Annotated in this window: 19 protein-coding genes and 1 pseudogene; 5 read left to right on the top strand and 15 right to left on the bottom strand. The window is 65.3% G+C overall.

Annotation, left to right across the window (positions count from 1 at the left end):
* Positions 1-755 precede the first annotated feature (755 nt).
* The 4 genes from ABH933_RS25525 to ABH933_RS25540 all read right to left on the bottom strand — a co-directional run bounded on the left by ABH933_RS25525 (position 756) and on the right by ABH933_RS25540 (position 3,866).
* Positions 756-1,571, bottom strand: coding sequence for an alpha/beta hydrolase family esterase (locus tag ABH933_RS25525; RefSeq protein WP_429455111.1), 816 nt, complete (start codon positions 1,569-1,571; stop codon positions 756-758).
* Positions 1,572-2,192: 621 nt separating this feature from the next.
* On the bottom strand, positions 2,193-2,621 hold the full coding sequence (locus ABH933_RS25530) for an IS110 family transposase (protein ID WP_429426406.1): 429 nt from the start codon (positions 2,619-2,621) through the stop codon (positions 2,193-2,195).
* Between the two features lie 281 nt (positions 2,622-2,902).
* Complete coding sequence (locus ABH933_RS25535; RefSeq protein ID WP_429426404.1) at positions 2,903-3,448, bottom strand: YdeI/OmpD-associated family protein; 546 nt, start codon at positions 3,446-3,448, stop codon at positions 2,903-2,905.
* A 1-nt stretch (position 3,449) separates the two neighbouring features.
* Entirely contained in the window at positions 3,450-3,866 is a 417-nt protein-coding gene (locus ABH933_RS25540; RefSeq protein WP_429426402.1) for a VOC family protein, read from the bottom strand.
* A 29-nt stretch (positions 3,867-3,895) separates the two neighbouring features.
* Here ABH933_RS25540 and ABH933_RS25545 point away from each other — a divergent pair.
* A pseudogene (locus ABH933_RS25545) lies at positions 3,896-4,225 on the top strand (helix-turn-helix transcriptional regulator); the annotation flags it as partial.
* 463 nt (positions 4,226-4,688) lie between these two features.
* On the opposite strand, the gene ABH933_RS25550 reads toward ABH933_RS25545, so the two are convergent.
* The 7 genes from ABH933_RS25550 to ABH933_RS25580 all read right to left on the bottom strand — a co-directional run bounded on the left by ABH933_RS25550 (position 4,689) and on the right by ABH933_RS25580 (position 13,673).
* The gene (locus ABH933_RS25550) at positions 4,689-6,482 is read right to left on the bottom strand and encodes a serine/threonine-protein kinase PknD (RefSeq protein WP_429426400.1); all 1,794 of its coding nucleotides are present in this window, start codon (positions 6,480-6,482) and stop codon (positions 4,689-4,691) included.
* 310 nt (positions 6,483-6,792) lie between these two features.
* Positions 6,793-7,359, bottom strand: a complete 567-nt coding sequence (locus ABH933_RS25555; protein WP_429455113.1) for a carboxymuconolactone decarboxylase family protein — start codon at positions 7,357-7,359, stop codon at positions 6,793-6,795.
* Positions 7,360-7,451: 92 nt separating this feature from the next.
* The gene (car, locus tag ABH933_RS25560) at positions 7,452-10,976 is read right to left on the bottom strand and encodes a carboxylic acid reductase (RefSeq protein ID WP_429426396.1); all 3,525 of its coding nucleotides are present in this window, start codon (positions 10,974-10,976) and stop codon (positions 7,452-7,454) included.
* A 167-nt stretch (positions 10,977-11,143) separates the two neighbouring features.
* Positions 11,144-11,629, bottom strand: coding sequence for a MarR family winged helix-turn-helix transcriptional regulator (locus ABH933_RS25565; protein WP_429426394.1), 486 nt, complete (start codon positions 11,627-11,629; stop codon positions 11,144-11,146).
* Positions 11,630-11,741: 112 nt separating this feature from the next.
* Entirely contained in the window at positions 11,742-12,716 is a 975-nt protein-coding gene (locus ABH933_RS25570) for a quinone oxidoreductase family protein (RefSeq protein WP_429426392.1), read from the bottom strand.
* A gap of 116 nt (positions 12,717-12,832) precedes the next feature.
* Positions 12,833-13,246: a PPOX class F420-dependent oxidoreductase gene (locus tag ABH933_RS25575; RefSeq protein WP_429426391.1), complete on the bottom strand. Its 414-nt coding sequence runs from the start codon at positions 13,244-13,246 to the stop codon at positions 12,833-12,835.
* 64 nt (positions 13,247-13,310) lie between these two features.
* Positions 13,311-13,673: a nuclear transport factor 2 family protein gene (locus tag ABH933_RS25580; protein ID WP_429426389.1), complete on the bottom strand. Its 363-nt coding sequence runs from the start codon at positions 13,671-13,673 to the stop codon at positions 13,311-13,313.
* 149 nt (positions 13,674-13,822) lie between these two features.
* Here ABH933_RS25580 and ABH933_RS25585 point away from each other — a divergent pair, with 149 nt between their 5' ends.
* Together ABH933_RS25585 and ABH933_RS25590 are read left to right on the top strand one after the other, a co-directional pair.
* Entirely contained in the window at positions 13,823-14,638 is an 816-nt protein-coding gene (locus tag ABH933_RS25585) for a MerR family transcriptional regulator (protein ID WP_429426387.1), read from the top strand.
* A 90-nt stretch (positions 14,639-14,728) separates the two neighbouring features.
* Positions 14,729-14,869, top strand: a complete 141-nt coding sequence (locus ABH933_RS25590; protein WP_429426385.1) for a hypothetical protein — start codon at positions 14,729-14,731, stop codon at positions 14,867-14,869.
* 133 nt (positions 14,870-15,002) lie between these two features.
* Here the strand turns inward: ABH933_RS25590 and ABH933_RS25595 are convergent, their stop codons facing one another.
* Together ABH933_RS25595 and ABH933_RS25600 are read right to left on the bottom strand one after the other, a co-directional pair.
* Entirely contained in the window at positions 15,003-15,398 is a 396-nt protein-coding gene (locus ABH933_RS25595) for a hypothetical protein (protein WP_429426383.1), read from the bottom strand.
* Positions 15,399-15,550: 152 nt separating this feature from the next.
* Positions 15,551-15,832, bottom strand: a complete 282-nt coding sequence (locus tag ABH933_RS25600; RefSeq protein ID WP_429426381.1) for a hypothetical protein — start codon at positions 15,830-15,832, stop codon at positions 15,551-15,553.
* A gap of 92 nt (positions 15,833-15,924) precedes the next feature.
* Here ABH933_RS25600 and ABH933_RS25605 point away from each other — a divergent pair, with 92 nt between their 5' ends.
* Together ABH933_RS25605 and ABH933_RS25610 are read left to right on the top strand one after the other, a co-directional pair.
* Positions 15,925-16,248 (top strand): hypothetical protein, encoded by a 324-nt coding sequence (locus tag ABH933_RS25605; RefSeq protein ID WP_429426379.1) that lies wholly within the window; start codon positions 15,925-15,927, stop codon positions 16,246-16,248.
* A gap of 59 nt (positions 16,249-16,307) precedes the next feature.
* Complete coding sequence (locus ABH933_RS25610) at positions 16,308-16,742, top strand: hypothetical protein (RefSeq protein ID WP_429426377.1); 435 nt, start codon at positions 16,308-16,310, stop codon at positions 16,740-16,742.
* Positions 16,743-17,132: 390 nt separating this feature from the next.
* Here ABH933_RS25610 and ABH933_RS25615 read toward each other — a convergent pair whose 3' ends face one another.
* Both ABH933_RS25615 and ABH933_RS25620 read right to left on the bottom strand, forming a co-directional pair.
* Complete coding sequence (locus tag ABH933_RS25615) at positions 17,133-17,828, bottom strand: isochorismatase family protein (RefSeq protein ID WP_429426375.1); 696 nt, start codon at positions 17,826-17,828, stop codon at positions 17,133-17,135.
* 149 nt (positions 17,829-17,977) lie between these two features.
* Complete coding sequence (locus tag ABH933_RS25620) at positions 17,978-18,238, bottom strand: hypothetical protein (RefSeq protein WP_429426373.1); 261 nt, start codon at positions 18,236-18,238, stop codon at positions 17,978-17,980.
* Positions 18,239-18,391: the final 153 nt, after the last annotated feature.

An 18,391-nucleotide genomic window follows, 5' to 3' on the forward strand; every position in this document is an offset into this window, starting at 1 on the left:
AGTTCTCGCTCGGTCTGGTACCGACACGCAGGGCGGACGCTCGTTCCCGGGGATACCCCTATACGTCAGCGATGATTTTGTATACGGGCACTCACCTCATCGGTAGGCTTGGGCGAGTGTGGACAGCGGGGAAATGGACGCGCCTGCAAAGCCTTTGGGCGGCTGTGTTCGCGGTCGGAGCTTCTGGCGCCGCGTTGGCGGGGCCGCTCGGGCAGAAGTGGCTCACTCTGGCCGGGTGCATCGTCGCGGTGGTTGGCGCGGTCGGCAGCGTCGCACTCTTGACGGGGCGTTCACGTATCGAAGGTCTCAAAGAGCAAGTGGAACTCGATCGCCGGTTGCGGGTCCCCGCGACTCCGGTTGCCGACCTCGACCCCTGCGATATAGGCGTCACCCCAGCCACATCAACTGCGGTAAGCGCCGAACGGGTACCTTCTTACATAATCCGCTCAGCAGACGCGGCGATTGCCTCAGCGTTACAAGACGCGGCTTCGGATCTCGGCAAGTGGCTGGTGGTGGTGGAGGGTTCGCGGCGGCCGAGCGTACCGGGGCCGTAGTCACGACCCGACAGGCGCTGTCGGTGGACCAGCTACATGCTTACGGGACGGGGCCGTCCGTGGGTGTCGCGGGTGGGGACGCCACGTTCCCGTAGTTTGGCGAGGATGGTGGTGTACTCGACGCCAGTAAAGTCACAGGTCAACGGCCTGCGAATTTATTGCATACGTCACCGCATGAAAAACACCAGTCACCTAGCCGACCTACGGCAGCGAATAGCTGGACAGGAAGCTCCAGATTCGACCGCGTAAGTCCTCACCGATGGGGCCGGTCGGCCACTCATGCGCAGTATTGAATTCCAAACGCCACACCAACCCGGTTGCATCCGCACAGGGCCCGGGCGTTGTGAAGGCGCCAAACAGATCGGTGGACATGGTGGACGTGGACGTCACCGCCTTCCTCGGGCAGTTGTCCCGGCTGATCCAGCTTTGGGTGTTGATCGCACCGACTATAGGGCTCGAGATCGGGTCGAGCCGGCCCTGGAATATCCCGACCGAAATCGGGCGTCCGGGTAGACACGGTGTCCCGAGGCTGAACGTCGCGGGGTTCGGGTCGATCGCGTCGCTGCTTTCCCACCCTGCGACGGCGGTGAACACGTCGGCAGCGTCGCATGCCAGTCGCTGCGCCATGATGCCGCCGTTCGACCAGCCCTCGGCGTAGACCCGCCGTGCGTCGATACACCAGGTCGATTCGACGTTGCGGACCAGACCGGTCAAGAACGCCACATCGATGGACCCCCGCTCGAAGTGCCAGGTTTGGTCAAGGGCGATGCCCTGTGGATAGGCGACTATGAAGTGGTGAGCCGCGGCGTAGCTGCTCCAACCCGTCTCCGCCTCCATGCCTGCCGCCGTGTCTCCCGTACCGTGCAAACTGATCATCAGCGGAGCCGGACCTTTCAGACCCGGCGGTACATTGAGGGCGTACATCCGGTTCCCAACAAATCGGGTCACGGTGCCATGGGTCGGCTCCGTGGTGCAGTTGGCTGCCGATGCCGGGGCGGGCGAGAAATCGACCGTCATCGTAAAGATGAGAAGGACGCCAACAGCGAGGACGCAAGCCTGCCGAAGAAATCTGCCCGAGCAGAGAGCCACGGTCGCTGAGTGTCTCACGCGGCCGGCCGCCGTTTGTGGTGGGAACGGCCGGCGCGGCGAGTCGTCCGGTGCGGATCATCGCTGAAGAATCGGCCAGCCTGATTCGTACAGGCGAAACCCATTTCACCATGGGTCACTGTGCAACTATCGGCTGACCGATTCATACAAACGAAACCCCACCCTCCAACTGGGCAATGAGCGGAGCCAGGCCGACACCCGGCTGCAGGTCCTGCGGGTGGACGTAGTCCGATCGCTCGACGCTGACGATGCGCGGTAGCCGATGAGCGAGCAATGCAGGAAGCGATCAGAACGGTCGAATGCTTTCGATCGCCTTTGCTGTCACTGCACGGCCGGGGTGAGTCAGCCAACGTCTGCCATTTGTGTCGACGATCGACAGTGAGCGCACCCTCGACGAGCAGCCGGGCTGCGCAGGAGAGGTCGATACCGGGCAATTCCATCAGTGTGGAACCCGCCGCGGTGACCAGTTGCCGCAATTCCTTGTCCGCGGCCTTGACGCGGGCGTCGAGGACCTCCAGGTCGTCGATCAACTCACCGACCACCCGCAGCCGCATCCGCGCCGCGGAATCTGCAGCCCAACGCCACCAGCTCCGGGTCCACCTGCACCCGACGCAGATTCGGCGACCGCAAGGCCGCCAACGCCACTGGATGCGCGTCGACCGGGTCGGTTTTGCGGCCGTTGCCGGTGGCGAACACTCGCACCTGCGCCGACAGTTTCGCGGGCACATCGATCACGGTTCCTCCGTCGTGCACGAGGTGGTGCGCGAGATGGCGGCCGATGCTGTTGCAGCCCTCGATCGCCCACACCCGATCCAGGAAACCCTGTGCCGCAGCTAGCATTTCAGAATATCCGGCGGTGTCGGTGCCGTAGCGTCCAGTGGCCAGAATCCTGTCCTCGGCATCGATGACCTCGATGGTGGCCGAGCGTTTGTGCGGGTCCATTCCGATGATGACCGGCATCGGTGTCCTTCCAGATCGACGGAGGAGGTATCCGTGCGGGAAGGCACCGCTACTTCGAGCCAGGGCAAACCCCTTTCCAGCCACGCCCGCACGGTAACCCGATGGGACGCAAGCCATTAGCGAGCCACACCGATAACTCTGGCGGGCAGCCGATTAGGGAGCTTCCCACCGGGTACCTGGGACTGATCCTGGCCGGGATCAAGCCCTGGCATCAAGTCTTAAGTAGTCGATTATCGGAAGTTGAAAGCGGCAGGCCGGCAGCGAATATCGATGGAACGGGGTCAGGTCGGCCGTGCTGTCCGGGGGTGGTTGGCGCGGATGTTGTCGGCGGCGAGGGTTACGGTGCGATCGATACGGCGGTGGCGGGTCTCGGGTTTCTTGGCGGATGCGATCCATTCCAGGATGAGACGTTTGGCTGACGGTGGGAAGTTGTGGAAGTTCTCGCGAGCGGCCGCATTTCGGTCGAGCAGGTCGAACAGATCGTCGGGGATGGTCTCGGCGTCGGGGGGCAGCTGCCAGGTACCTGCGGCCTTGGCCAAGTCGACCATGGCTTGGCCGTGTTCGGTCATCAGGCCGCGTTCGGTCATGGCGGTGCTGCGCGGGGTGCGCGGACTGAACCGCAGCAGGGAGCTGTCCGCGTCGTGCTTGCGGGCGTGGCTGTCGATCCAGCCGTAACAGAGCGCATGCTCGATGGCTTCGTGGTACCGCACGCTCGGGGTTGGACTGTCTTTATGCTGGATAACCAGCCAGATCTCCTTTTCGGAGCGGCCGTTCGCGGCCAGCCAGGCACGCCAGTCGGCAGTCGTGCTTGCGAGAAATGTGCTCATTTCACGCCCGCGACCAGGAGGCGAGAACGTCCAGGTAGTGCTGGTTGTACATCACGGCGAGGATGTTGCCGAACGGGTCGACGACGGATGCGGTGACGAAGCCTGGGCCGCGCTCGACCACTTTCTCGTGGACGGTCGCACCCAATTCGACGAGCCGATCGACGGCGGCGGCGGCATCGTCGACGTGCCAGTAGATTACGGCGCCCTCGGCGCTTTCCGAGTGGCCATGGGCCGCGAATCGACTGTTGACGATGCCCAATTCGTGCTGGTAGTCGCCGATGCGGAACTCGGCGTAGGCGGGCGTCCCGGCGATTTCGCGTACGAAATACGGCTCGGTGCCGAGAAACGCGGTGTACCAGGCTGCCGCCGCGGTGACGTCGTCGGCGAACAGGTTGACGGTGGTGAGCCCTCGCAGCATGTCGTTGTCCTTCCGTTGAAGCGACGCAACACCAAGCCGAGCGGCCCGACGATTTCGCGCTCGCCGCAGCGTGGGACCAGGTCGTTGGAGAGGTGGAGCAGCAACGATCACGCACCTGGGCAACGGTGCTCGTCGAAGCCCGGTTCGTGCCGGTTCTGCGCGACCAGTTCGGGCGGCATTGCACGCTCGACCGGGAACTCGAGGACGGCCGTGCCACCGTGCGCGTCGGCGCGCCGACGGCATTGGATATCGCTCGACATCTGGCCGGCTGGGGCTCGATGCTCGACGTGGTTGAACCGCCGTCCGTCCAAACCCACCTGGCCCGAATCGGCGCAGAACTATCCAACCGCTACTCCTAGTGAGCGACATTATCCGCCAGGGCACGCCCGGGCACAGGGTGCTACTCACGGGCGGTTGAAAACCGCGGCGTAGGAACCGAATCGACCTCGGCATCGCGACCGCTGAGCATGGCCTCGTCCCTTGGGTGGACTTCCCGGAGAAGCGACGACCCACCTACTGCCAGCCTCGGCTGCTGTTGTTCGTCATGCCAACCCTGACGTAGGGTCGGGGCAAGCCCTCCGTGCGTACCGATGCTCAATGCGCCGTATTGCCGCTTATCGAGCGGGTTCCGCTGGTTGCGGCGGCAGCAGGACATCGCGATGGTTCAGCCGCCGACCAGTTGGCGTGTGGCGAACGTCGATCATCAACGATTCAGCCCGGGAACGGGCGACTCCCGCAACAGCGACGTCGTGACCAAGAAGTCAAGCAATCCGACTCCGTAGAACTGGGGGAGCATCACCACCGAATTACGCGGAACGGGGCTCAGCGGACCGGGAGTTTCACCACCGGATCGGGGCCCAGGTCGGTGATGTAAATGTTGCCCGCCGTGTCGACGGCCACACCCTGGGGATTCTTCAGGCCGGTGAACGGCAGCGGGGTCGGCGTCGATGCGCCCGCCGCCAACCTCACCACCCATTGATTACCCCAGTCCACGACGTACAAGTCTCCCGCCGTGTCGACGGCCACACCCTGGGGATCCTTGAGCCCGGTGAACGGCAGCGTGGTCGGCGCCGACGCGCCCGCCGCCAACCTCACGACCCGCTCGGTACTCAATTCGGTCACGTATACGTTGCCCGCCGTGTCGACCGCCACCCCCAGGGGATCTTGGAGCCCCGTGAACGGCAGCGTGGTCGGCGCCGACGCGCCCGCGGCCAACTTCACCACCCGATCATTACCCCGGTCGCCGACGTACACGTTTCCCGCCGTGTCGACGGCCACACCCTGGGGATCCTTGAGCCCGGTGAACGGCAGCGGGGTCGCCGTCGGCGCGCCCGCCGCCAATTTCACCACCCGATTGTTACTCGTGTCGGTGACGTAGATGTTGCCCGCCGTGTCGACCGCCACACCCTGGGGATTACTCAGGCCGGTATACGGCAGCGGGGTCGGCGTCGATGCGCCAGCCGCCAATTTCACCACCCGATCGTTACCCATGTCGGTGACGTATACATTGCCCGCCACGTCGACAGCCACATCGGTGGGCGAGCTGACGCCGGTGAACGGCAGCGGAGTCTGTGCCGAGTAGCCCGAGGTGATAGGTGTGGGTGAGTTGCCACCGCCTGATCCGAGGCGGACGCCGATGACGACCGCTATGGCGGCCACCACCATAACCGCGACCGCGGCGGCGAGCAGTCCGGCGGTCTTGGGCGACAATCTGATTCGCCGCCCATGGCGCGCAGCCACGCCCTCGGTGGTGCTGACCGCGGAATCGCCCACCGCGGCGCGGGCCGCCGCGGCCAGCTCGTGCACGGTCTGGTAACGATCGTCGGGGTCTTTGGCCATTCCCTTGGCGATGACCGCATCGAACGCAGCCGGTAGATCGGGTGTAATGGTGCTGGGACGCGGCGGCGGGGTATTCAGGTGATGGGCGATCACACCCTGCACCCCCGCTGCGCTCGCAAACGGTGGCCGGCCGGTCAGGCACTCATACAGCACGCACGTCAACGCGTACACGTCCGCTCGGGCATCGGCCTTGACCTCTGCGCTGATCTCCTCCGGCGCCATGTAGGCAACGGTGCCGAGGGTCTCGCCGATCGAGGTCAGCGTACGGTCATCGGTGGCGTGGGCGATCCCGAAGTCGATCAGGTAGGCGAACTCATCGGCCCCCAGCAGGATGTTGGAGGGTTTGACATCGCGATGGACCAGCCCGACGTCGTGGGCCGCCTGCAGCGCGCCGGCCACCTGTGCGACGATCGCCACTGCCCGCCGGGGCGACAAGGCCCCTTCTCGGTTGATCACCGCACGCAGGTCGGTGCCCTCGATCAAACGCATATTCAGATACAGCCGACCGTCGATGTCGCCGAAATCGTGGATGGGGATCACATGCGGCTCGGCCAACTGCGCCACCGCCCGGCACTCCCGGCGGAACCGCTCGCGCAGCTCCTCGTCATCGGCGAAGCGCTCGGGCAACACCTTGACCGCCACCACCCGGTTGGTCAGCGAATCATGCGCCCGCCACACCTGGCCCATGCCACCCTGCCCCAGCAGCGACAACAGCCGATAGCGCCCGAACACCTCCGCTGAGGCGGTGTCCTTGCCACCAACTGACGTGTCATCCATTATGCCGTCCCGTGACCACCCGACTGGCAAACGGTGTACTTGCTTGCATTCCAACCCCCGCCTGAGCTGGTACCCACCCTAGTTGATTTAGCCAGGCCAGACAGTCGAGAGTCGGCGCTATCCGCCAACAAACCTGTCGCAACTTCAGCGTACCTCTCTGCACACCTGGTCCGGGCGCGCCGCTCGGAGCCTTCGCGCCCGGCTATTTCGATGCCATGACCGGCTGGGTGCAGCAGATAGCGAGTGGCAGCCTATGAGGTGCTGGCGCAGGACCTCTGGATCGACGGCACCGGCTCGGCCCGCAAGCCTGTCAGGCGTCGAAACCGGGGAGACCCGGTTCGCGTTCGATACCGAGGCTGTTGAGTATGTAGGCAACGAGGTGGTACTGGCCGGCGAGGAACGGTACCTCGATGAGTTGGCGCTCGGTGAAGTGTTTGGAGAGCACGGCCCAGGTTTCGTCACTGATGCATGCATCTTCATGGAGTTCGTCGGCGGCGCGGAGTAGCGCCGCTTCCTCCTCGCTCCACCCCACGGCGTCGGGGCCCTCCTTCACGCGGGCGATTTCCTCGTCGGTGACGCCCACCTTGCGCCCCAGCACGGCGTGTTGCCCGAACTCGTACTCGGATCGGCAATGCCACCCGGTGCGCATCATGCTCAGCTCACGCAGGCGCGGCGGGAGCTCACTCTCGACCGCCAGCCAGGCCGAGAACGGCATCCAGGTGCTGAGCAAGCGCGGATGACGGGACAGCGTATCGAAGGTATTGTCCGTTCCGCTGGAGCCGAACTTGTCGATCTCCGACTTGGCCTCGATGTCGCGGCCTCTCGGGGGGAGCGGGGTGATACGCGGCGATGTCGGCCGGGGAGTCTTCACTGTCATGTGGCTCCTTATGTGCTCATTTGGATGCGGAGCTCGCCGGGGCTGTGAATGCTGCCGCGAAGCTGGCGAAATAACCGGAAAACTCCGCGCTGTTACAGCAGTCCGAGCTGTTGCAGGTTGGTGATGTATTTGACGATTATCGGCGTGGTGATGTGTGGAATGTCTTTGTCCGGGCCGATTTTCGCCTCCTGTACCGCGGTGTGGAACCGTTCGGCCGGTGCGGGGGCTCCCCGCAGCGGCGGTGCGGGTTGCTGGTAAAAGCGCAATAGTGGCAGCACGGAATGCTGGCGCTGCCGGTCCGGCAGGGCACGCATGGCGGTCTCGAACCAGTCCAGCCAGTCGTGGTAGTCGGGGATGCGTTGGATGGGGTGGCCGGCGGCGATGAGCCAGTCGACGTATTGGTCGAGCCCGATGCCGTCGTCGTACGGATTGGCCACGTGATATGTCTCGACTCCGGTTTCCAGCTGGGTGCCCAGGGCGGCGATCGCTTCGGCGATGAAGTCGACGGGCAGGCCGTCGTAGTGGGCGCGCTGGCGGTTGCCGTCCTTGTCGAGTTCGTAGAACGAGTAGGGCGCGATACCGGTGGCGACCAGGGACAGCATCAGCCGGGTGAAGATGTCGGGCACGTTGAGCTGACCGACGTATTCGGTGTCGGTCATGATCATGTCGCAGCGGAACACGGCCACTGGCAGCCCGCACCGATCGTTCGCCTCCCGCAGCAGCACTTCGCTGGCCCACTTGCTGGTGTTATAGCCGTTGGCGTAGCTGTCGTCGAGTCTGCGGGTCGGGTTGATGGTGCGGATGTCGGCGGTTTCGGTGAACTGCGACGGTGGGATCTGGTCACCGACTCCGAGGGTCGACACGTAGCCGTACGGCTTGATCCTGGTGGTCAGCGCGAGCCGGATCAGTTCGGCGGTGCCTACCACGTTGGGGCCGAACAGCTGGATGTAGGGCAGCACGTGGTTGACCAGGGCGGCCGGGTCGACGATCAGGTCGACGATATCGGCCAGCCGCTGCCAGGTCTGTTGATCCAGCCCGAGGTGCAGTTCGCTCTTGTCGCCGGCGATCACCTGCAGGTGCTGGGCGGCCAGCTCGCGGTAGTGCGCCAGTAGCACCGGGTCTCCGCTGTCGAAGGTCCGGTCCAGCCGGGCCCGGGCGGCGGTGTCATCCTTGCCGCGTACCAGACAGATCAGTGTGCCACCGGCGGGGGCCAGCCGCTCCAGCCACTCCAAGGCCAGGAACCGTCCCAGGAACCCGGTCGCACCGGTAAGCAGCACGGTGCGCACGCGTGCGCGGCGCCGCGGCAGCGTCGGCGCAGCCGCCAGTGTCGCGGCGTCGATGAACTTGTCCAGGGTCAGGTCGCGGGCGGCCACCTCGGTGACCTCCCCGTCGCCTGCGCGGCCGTGCACGCCGGCGAAGGCAGGCCGTTCGGCGCCGGGCTGTCGCTGCGCCTGGATGTAGTCGGCGAGGGTCTGCAGGTCGGCGGCCGAGCTGATGATGACACCCACCGGCACGTCGATGCCGAAGATCTCGTGTAGCAGGTTGGCAAAGGTCAACGCGGACAACGAGTCTCCGCCCAGGTCGCTGAACTGTGCATCGGGACGCAGCTCGGTGTCCGCTGTGCCGAGCAGCGCTGCCGCGGCCCGTCTGATCGTCTGCAGCACCGGCTGGTCGCCGCCCTCGCGGCGGAGCCGGCGCAGCTCGTTGTCCTGCCCCTGGGCCAGATCGTCATACAGCCGTTCCAGCCGCTGGCCGTAGCGTTGCTTCAGTATGGGGCGCGCTATTTTGCCGATGCCGGTCAGCAGGCCGTTTTCCTGGCTGAACGGCGCCGGTTCGATGAGGAAGTCGCGCGGGATCTCGTAGGAGCGCAGCCCGGCCGCTTTCGCTACATCCTGTAGCGATGCGCTGATCAGTGGTTTCAGCTCGTCGCCGGCATGGTCGGCGAGGGCCTGGCCGGTGGGCACGATCACCGCCAGCAGGTAGGGGCGGGCGCTGTTGCCATAGAGGTAGATCTGGTGAACCAGCGGGCTGGTTTCGAATACGGCCGCCAGCTTGGAGACTGCGACGAACTCGCCCTGGGACAACTTGATCACGTTGTTGCGCCGATCGGTGAACTGGAATATCCCCGGTGCGATCTCGGCGAATATGTCGCCGGTGCGGTAATAACCGTCTGCGTCGTACACCTCAGCGGTGACGTCCGGCCGCTTGTAGTAGCCGGCGAACATGTCCTCGGACTTGACCAACAGCTCGCCTCGCGGGTGGGGCTGATCGGTGCGGAGGTACCCCAGCTCAGGAACGTCGGCGAGCTTGTAGTCCAGCATCGGCGGACGTTGCACCCGGCCGTCGACGAACACGAATCCGTCCTCGGTGGAGCCGTACATTTCCAGTACATGCAGGTCGAGGGACCGTTCGGCCCATGCCCTGACCTCGGCTGACAGAGAGGCGGAGCCGGTGATCGCCGACACGACCCGCCCACCGAACAGATTTCGGCTCAATTCGGCCGTGACCTCCGCGTTCAGTGTCTCCTGGTCGGTGCCGTGGACAGACCGCCGGTCCAATCGACGGTGGTACTCATCGAAGAGCATCTCCCAGACGCGCGGCACGAACATCACGTCGGTCGGGCGCACCAGCGCCAGGTCTTCGAACAGCGTCGACATGTCGGGCTTGGCCGCGAAATAGGCCGTGCCGCCGCTGCCGAGCGACCCATACACGATATGCCGGCCCATGGCATGGCTCATCGGCACGAAGTTGAGGGTGATGGACGCAGCGCCATTCGGCCAGGACGGTCCGCGCGACCGGCGCCACAAGTTCGCGATCAGCCGCTCGGGATACATCGCACCCTTGGGTGCGCCGGTGCTGCCGGAGGTGTAGATCAGCAGCCGCACCGGATCGGGCTCGCCGGACACGAACGCCGGCACAGCGGGAAGTCGCTTGCCGCGTGCGACGACATCGGCCAGGATTTCCGCGACCGCCGGGCCGCCCGCTTCGGCCAACCGGGCGCGGGCGGCTTCGATCGCCTCGGAGTGGTCGTCGACCTCGCCGTGATAGTCGAACACGACCAGCCGAGCGGGAGCGTCGCCGGTCAGTATCAGGTCGACGGCGGTGGACAGCTGGTCGATGCTGGCGGCGATCACGGTCGGCTCGGCCTCGGCGACAATGGACCGCAACTGGGTGACCCCGGCGCCGGTCTGCAACGGCACTGCTACTGCCCCCAGGCGCATCAGCGCCAGGTCGACGGTCGCGTAGTCCATGCTGGCGAAACCCAGGACACACACGCGGTCCCCGGGCCGCACCGACTCGTTCGTCCAAGCGGCGGCGATCGCGCCGGCGCGGTCCCACAATTCGGCGTAGGTGATGGTCTCGAAACGGGCCAGCAACTGGGCCGCGGTGCGGCCGGTGGCTGGGTCCGTAACGAACTGCACCGCGCGCTGCCCGAGTGCGGGCCGGTCGGCGTAGCCGTCCATCACGGTCTGCACAAGCTGCGGCAGCCGCAGTCCCGGCTGCTGGATCGCTGCGGTGATCGCCTCGTCCGGGCGGGCAGCGGCGAACTGCGCGTCGGTGGCGGACAAGTCTTGAATGCGGCGCGCGAGCCGCTCGGCACCGGTATCGGTGGACATCGAAACCTCCTCGTGGAATGAACCTTCCGCTGGGAATGCATTTCGGAGGCCGGCGGCGTTGTCGGTCAGCGAACGATTTCGGAGACCGACGACGTTGTCGGTCTGCCATGAAGCGGTGTCCGAGCCGATCCGGCTGAACCCGGGTTACGAACCGGGGTCGGACTCGGTCACGTGGTCAGCGACGCGGGAGCCTGCTGGGGCTGCGGATTTTCGGCGGCGTGACGGGTCAGCTGCCGAAGCAGCGGCAAAGCCGCCCGCATGGCCAGGCTCAAGGTCACCTGATCGTGAACAGACAGCACGTCCAGCAGTTCGCCCAGACGCTCGTGCTGCGACTGGCGCAACTCCGACCGCAGCGCCCGCCCCACGTCGGTGATCGCCACCAAGGTGGCGCGGGCATCGTCGGGGTCGACCAGGCGATCGAGCAAGCCGTCCCGCTCCAACCGCCCCACCAGTTGCGTTGTTGCCGGCTGACTGGCGCCGGTCGCCGACGCCAGTGCCGTCAGCCGAGTCGGACCTTCCTCGTCCAGTGTTGCCAATACTGCACGCGCCGTCAGGCTGGTGCCCCGGGCGAGATGCCGCGTCAGCAGCGCCGCCCCCACGTCCAGGGCCTCGGCGATGTCCTCTCGGATCTCTGAACCACGTGCCCGCTCCATAAGACAATTATATAATAGAGTTATGCAATATGCTAGATGTAGACAGCAATTCTACTGAATTCTAACAGGTCGTCATGCATAGTTGCATAATGTACTTATGGTTACAGGGCGGTCAGGGGAGGAGCAGGAGCTTGCCGACGGTCTCCTGGGATTCGAGATCCCGGTGGGCGGCGGCAGCGTCTTCGAGAGGGTAGGTGCGGTCGATCAGGACGTTCAGAGTGCCGTCCTCGATCCACCCCATCACCTGTTCTGCGCGCCGACGCCACTGCGCGGCCGTCAGTTCCGGGCCATCGGGCCGGGCACGCACAAGGTGCACCCCGTGCGGCACGTCCAGCAGGTCGATGGGCGGAATCAGCCCGCCCGAGTAGCCGTACGTAACGAAGATCCCGCCGACGCGTAGGACCGAGACGCTCACATCGAACAGCGCCTTTCCGGTTCCGTCGAACGCCACGTCCACACCGTTGCCGCCGACCAGTTCCCGGATCGTCGAGCCCAGGTCCTCGATCTCATCACGCACCAGCACCTGCCAGGCACCGGCCTCGCGGGCCGCGCCCGCCTTGTGCGCCCGTGACACCGTGGCGATTACCCGGCCACCCCGGTGGGCGGCCAACTGGGTGAGCATGCGGCCGACGCCGCTGCCGGCGGAGTGCACGAGCACCACCGCATCCCGCCAGACAGGGACGGACACGTGGGTCAGGTACTGTGCCGTCATCCCCTGCATCAGCCCGCCCGCGGCAGCTTCGAAGCTCACCCCTTCGGGAATCGGCACGAGGCTATCGTTCGGTACTGCCACCATGTCCGCGTAGCTCCCCGGGACACCCACCCAGGCGACCCGGTCGCCCACCTTCGCGGTGGCCTGGTCACCGGCCGCCGTCACGATACCCGCTCCGTCGACCCCCAGACTGAGCGGCGGTTCATGGTTGAAGTGGGCCGCGGGCATGCCGCGACGGACGTAGGTGTCCATGAGGTTGAGGCCGGCGGCCTTCACTTCGACGACCACTTCGCCGGGCCCCGGCTGGGGAACCGGCCGATCCTCGACGAACAACACGTCAGGAGACCCGTGTTGCGACGCTGTGACGAATCGCATGCTCTACCCTTTCGGTTCGGTGCCGAAGTGGCTTCTCGGCACGGTGAGATCGACGGCCCGGGCAACCGGTACGACCGTGCACACCTGGTCCGGTCTCGGGGCCACTGCTGGCTGGGCTAATGCTTGCTGAACCCGGTCGGGCGCACCACGATGACCACCCAGTCCGGGGCGTCGGCGGGAGCCTGCCCCGGGGGCGGGGCGTCCGGGGGAGGCTCCGAGCCTTTGTAGCGGTCGGCGATACGCAGGAAGAAGCTCGCCCCTCGATCAGGGTCGATGCGCTCGACGTTGCCGCGCACTTCCAGGTAGCGGTATGGATCGTCGGGATCCGAGATCGACATGGCCACCCGCGGGTTGATCTGTACATTGCGGTATTTCTGCCGCTTGGTGGTGTGCGCGAACCGAAGCAACTCGCCGTCCCAGTCGAACCACATCGGACTCACCTGCACCGCACCGTCAGGCCGGGTCGTCGCCAGATGCCCGTACAGCGGGCGTTCCAGCAGATCGTCGTATCCGGCGGGAACCGTAACCATGATTTGCTCCTCTCCAAATATGAGGGAATGCCAATTGATACAACTGCGGTGCCGCTGTACCAGGTCAGTAGTCGGCGGGCTGGTTGAAGACGATCACCAGGCTGGCGATCTTGCCGTCGCGCACGCTGAAGTAGTTCGTCAGAACAATCTCGTCGGGCAAATTGGTCCGGTCGAACGCACCGTCGTAGGTTCCGCGCACTACGGTGTCGCCGTAATGATCGAGCACCTCGCGAACGTCGATCGTCACTTTGTCGCCGACCATCTCCTTGGCCACCCAGCGGCGGATGGCGTCGATTCCGACGAATTCGCGGTGGTTGTCGTTGACGTAGGCATCCTCGGCAAACGTGGCGACCGCGCGATCGAGGTCGCGGGCGTTGATCGCGTCGATATGTTCGGCGACAATCCCGGTCAGGTCGATCTCTTTCATACTCTTGTCTCCCGATTCGTGGCCGGTGCGTGGTGCAGCCGGTGATCCCACCGTGCGCGCTCACATCGTGGGCGAGTCAAGGCCCGTCCAGGGCGTAAGTCTCCCTCGATGGGAGAGTGCACACTGAAGTCATGAGTTCACCCACGCTGTTGGCCATCGGGGACTTCTCCCGTGCGACGCAGCTGAGCGTGAAGATGCTGCGTCACTACCACCAGATCGGGCTGCTCGAGCCCGTCGACGTCGATCGCGCCACCGGCTACCGCCGCTACAGCACCGACCAGATCTCCGCAGCACAGATCATTCGCCGCTTCCGCGCTCTAGAAATGCCGCTCGACGAGATCCGCACCATGATGAGCACCACCGACATTCGTCACCGCAACGAACTGATCAACGCGCACCTCATGCGACTGGAATCCCAACTCGCGCACACCAAGCGCGCCGTTGAGTCGCTGCGTGAACTGCTCGAACCCGGACCTGCTGCCTTGGAAGGCCGGATCGGCTACCGCAGAGTCGAAGCGACCGACGCCGTCGCGATCAGCGAGGTCGTCAACTTCAGTGATGCGCTGACGTGGGTCCATGGAGCGTTGGCGGAGCTGCACGCCACAGTAACCGCTCGAGGCGCGCGCATCCGCGGAACGGCGGGGGGCATCTTCGCCGACGAGCTAGTTGCCAATGAACGAGGACGGGCGACGGTTTTCGTCCCGTTAGCCGGCGACATCCGACGCACCGGACGCCTCATCGAACTCGTGGTGCCCGCCGCCGAACTGGTCACCGTTGTGCACGCCGGCTCGTATCACGACTTCGACCTGGCCTACGGCGCCCTGGCCACCCACGTCGCCCAACACGCGATCCCCGTCGATGAGCCCATTCGCGAATACTTCCTCGTCGGCCCCCAAGACACCCGCGACGAAACGGCCTGGCGCACCGAAATCGGGTGGCCAGTCTTTCACACCGCCACCGCCTGAGTGGCAAACAGTTGGCCGGCCCCATTAGGTCAGGCGCTGAGCTCGGCCATCACGAGATCGCGGATTGGGGCCGCGACCGATTCGGCAACAGTGACGGCAGCGACGCAAGCCACCGACTCGAGCTCTGCGACCGATACGGCCACGGTCGCGCTGGACGAACAGACCTACGACACCGCGACCGTGCTCGTTGGTGTTCCCGCCTACGACACCGCATCGACAACCGACGCCTGACCCTGGCCGTGCAGACTGCCGAGACGGTTACGGCGACCGACACCGTGCGGGCAGGGCATGCCAGCCAAGGTGTCCCTGCCTGGCTACGCCTGATCAAGGTGATACCGAGGCTGCCGCAATGGACGGGCCCGCGCTACTGACCGGCTGGCATCTTCCAGCAGTCCGCGTTGCTCGCGGCGCTCAGCGCCGTCTGCACCTCGGCCGCGCTGACGGTGCCTTGGGGAAACGGTGGATCGAGCACGAAAACGGGCACGTAGTTGTCGTCCTGCAGCTGGGGCGCCACGTGGCAGTGCGGGCGCTGATCGGCCGGTTCGCAGTCGCCGCGGCCATCGGTGCCGTGCACGACGAAGACGCCGCCGATATCGGCGCATGAAAGGCCAGCCGGAGCTGACGCGGTGGCCGCAGGCGCGTCGACGGAGGTCGTCGATGGCGCCGCGGTGGCCGAGGTGCTAACCGACGTCGCGGACGATCCGCACGCGGCGAGCTGCAGCGCGGCGGGAATGATGAGGGCGACGGCAATCCGGCGCATGAGATCTCCTATCCAGCAAGCAAAGTGGCGGGATCCCCCCGACGAGATCCTGTTCGATTAACGATCCCCCAGATGGCGCCGCGCCAGGATCCTAAGTCCCTGGCGCGGCGCTATTTTCGTGTCTATCCGTCGTCGCGGCGTCTACGGCGCCATCAACGCACCGCAGTCACGGCGCGTCCGTCGCGGGTGTGGACGATGACCTCCGGCTCGGAGTCTCCGCGCGCGCGGGCGAACGCGAATGCGAGTCCGTCGACGCCGATGGGCTCGCGGTGCTCCTGGCCGTCGACGACGATCGCGATTGCTTCGGCGTCCTCGGCGGCGAGACCGGTGACGGCGAAGCGTTGGATCGTTGGCAGGTTTCGCAGGCGCTCGCGGGTGGGCGTACGCCAAACTGCAGCGGCCGTCAGCATTTCACCGGGCAGCCGATAAGGCATACGCCGCCTTCAGTGAGTCGGATCCGTCCGAAGACCCGTATTGGATTGGCTACTTCGACGAAGCGGAGATTGCGGGCACACTCGGTGGTCGGTTGCTCGAACTGGCGCACCACGACTCGGGATTCGCCGACAAGGCGGCGCAGTCCATCGATCAGGCGATCGCGTTGCGTCGGCCGAAGCGGTTGCGTAGCTCGGCGCTGGATCGGCTGGGGATTGTCGAGGCACGGTTGATCGAGGGGGAGCTGGATGAGGCGTGCCGTCTGGGTAACGAGGCTCTGAAGGTAGTCGAGCAGACCGGCTCGCACCGGGTGCAAAGGAAGCTACAGCGGGTATACAAGCGAACGGCGGAACTGACCAATGTGGCTGCGGTCGCGGAATTCCGGGACGCCATGAAGCCGCTGGTCAACGTTGTGTAGAGGGAGATGAGAGTGCGGATCGGCGTAACCGGTCATATGAGAATATCACCGAGGGCACGGTGCCACTTGTCTGCGACGAGATCACGCGTTACCTGAGCGGCGCTGGGGAACCGTCCGAGCTGGTCGGGGTGAGTTGTATTGCCCGCGGTTCGGATTCGCTGTTCGCGAAGGCCGTGCTGGATGTCGGGGGCCGACTCGAGGTGGTTCTGCCGTCGCGAAATTACCGTGAGCGCAAGGTGAAGGCGGATCACGCCGAACTGTTCGACCAGTTGCTGTGCCGCGCGGAAGCCGTGCGCGTCATGGACTTCGATGATGCCGGTCGCGAGGCTTACGAGGCGGCGAACGAGGCAGTTCTCAGCACCTGCGACAGATTGATTGCCGTGTGGGACGGTCAACCGGGTGAAGGAGGCGGCACCGGCAGCGTTGTCGCCTCAGCCCAGAACAAAGGATTGCCTGTCGTCATCGTGTGGCCCTCTGGCTCGGCGAGGGGCTGAGCACGAATACGCGAATACATGACACGCGTCGGCTGAGCGTTACATCTGGTTAAGGGCATCACGGTGCCAGTGCACCGCGGGAATCCGTTACCGACACCGGTCTAGCGACTCCCGAATCCGCAGACGACTGCACGGTTACCGGGAGTGGCGACGCAGTCGCGGCAGGGTCGCGTCGCAATGACGTCACCGTGTTGCTATTCGACGCCGGGCCGTTGCGCGCTGAACGCTTCTGCGTCGCTGCCGATTTGAGCCGCTCGACCTCCGTGGCGTGTGCGCGTTCCTCGACCAGGTGCGCCGCCTGCCCGTGCTCCAGGGTGTGACTCGCAGCGGTAGCTGGCCAGTCTCATCGATAGTTGGCCAACCATCTGTTGGTTCGGCGGAGAGTACCGGTCAGATTCTCGTGGCAGTGTCGATCATGCCGAGCACGTCCGATGTTGGGCGCACGTCGCCGAATGATCTGTAAATGGTGTGGAGTGTGGCGTTGTGGTCCCGGTCGCGGCGGGCGGCGTTGGCGTCGGCGACCATGATCACCCGGAAGCCGAGGGTGGCGGCATCGCGCGCCGAGGATTCGCAGCATACGTTGGTGACGGTTCCCGTGATCAGGATCGTTTCGATGTGTCGCTGTTCGAGTATCTGTGGCAGCGTGGATCGATCAGGGAAGGAGGCGCTGAACGCGGATTTGTCGACGAACAGGTCATCGTCGTGGGTGGCCAGCTCCGACCATAGCCGGGTGCGCAGCGGGCCGGAACCGCCTGAACTGCTGTAGGTTTCGGCAATTCGGGGGCCGAAGAATTCGATGGCTGTCGCAGTCGGTTTGCCCGTGCCGGGCAGGACCCAGGCAACGGTTCCGCCTGCTGTGCGCAGTGTTTCGGCCATCCGATTGATGTTGGGCACGATCCCGCGGCAGTAGGCGCTGTCGGCAACGTGGAACGGCACCATGTCGATCACGATCAGCGCAGTGTGCTGGGGATCGAGTTCAGGGTAGGCGAACCGGCGTCCCCGGCGCGTTTCGTGGCGGGCATACTCGCGGGCCTCGATGCGCCAAACGTGTGATTCGGGCGTCTGAGTAGCGTCCTCAATATCCACGAGATCGAGTCTCTCACCGGACGCTTCTCGTCGGCGCGGGTTGCCGGCTCTCGGATTCCCTCGAGCGCGGTTCGTTGCCGTTGGTCGGTCTTGATCAGGAGAGCTGGTCCCCATCCTCGATGGCCAACTCGCCCTGGAACTCTGGCCAACTAACGCTGCGAGTCACACAGGGCGTCCTCGGCGCCCCGGGCGAGTTCCTCGGCCGCCTCGGCGCGCTCTCGGTCGCCGCGGGCCTGGATGCGCATGCTTTCGATTTCGGCCTCGGCCTCGAGGGCGCGCACGACCGCGGCGAGTCGTGCGCGCTTGGCGGCGGCGAGCTTGGCGGCCGTGGTGGCTTTCGCGAGATCGGCCCGGGCTCTGGCGAGTTCGTTGGCGGCAGGCGTTGCAAGGGGAGGGGGTGCGGTGGTCATTCGAGGCTCGTTCCTGCGGTTGATCGGCGTTGATGGCATCAACACTTGGTCGGTAAACCAGCAGGTCGCGGCTAGTTCGCGAGAAGCGAACGAAAATCGCTCAAGCCCAGCTCAGGAGCCCTTTTGGGCGGGAAATCAAGGGGTTCGAGTCCC

It is taken from the genome of Nocardia sp. GP40, from assembly GCF_050434125.1.
Lineage (GTDB): Bacteria > Actinomycetota > Actinomycetes > Mycobacteriales > Mycobacteriaceae > Nocardia > Nocardia albiluteola.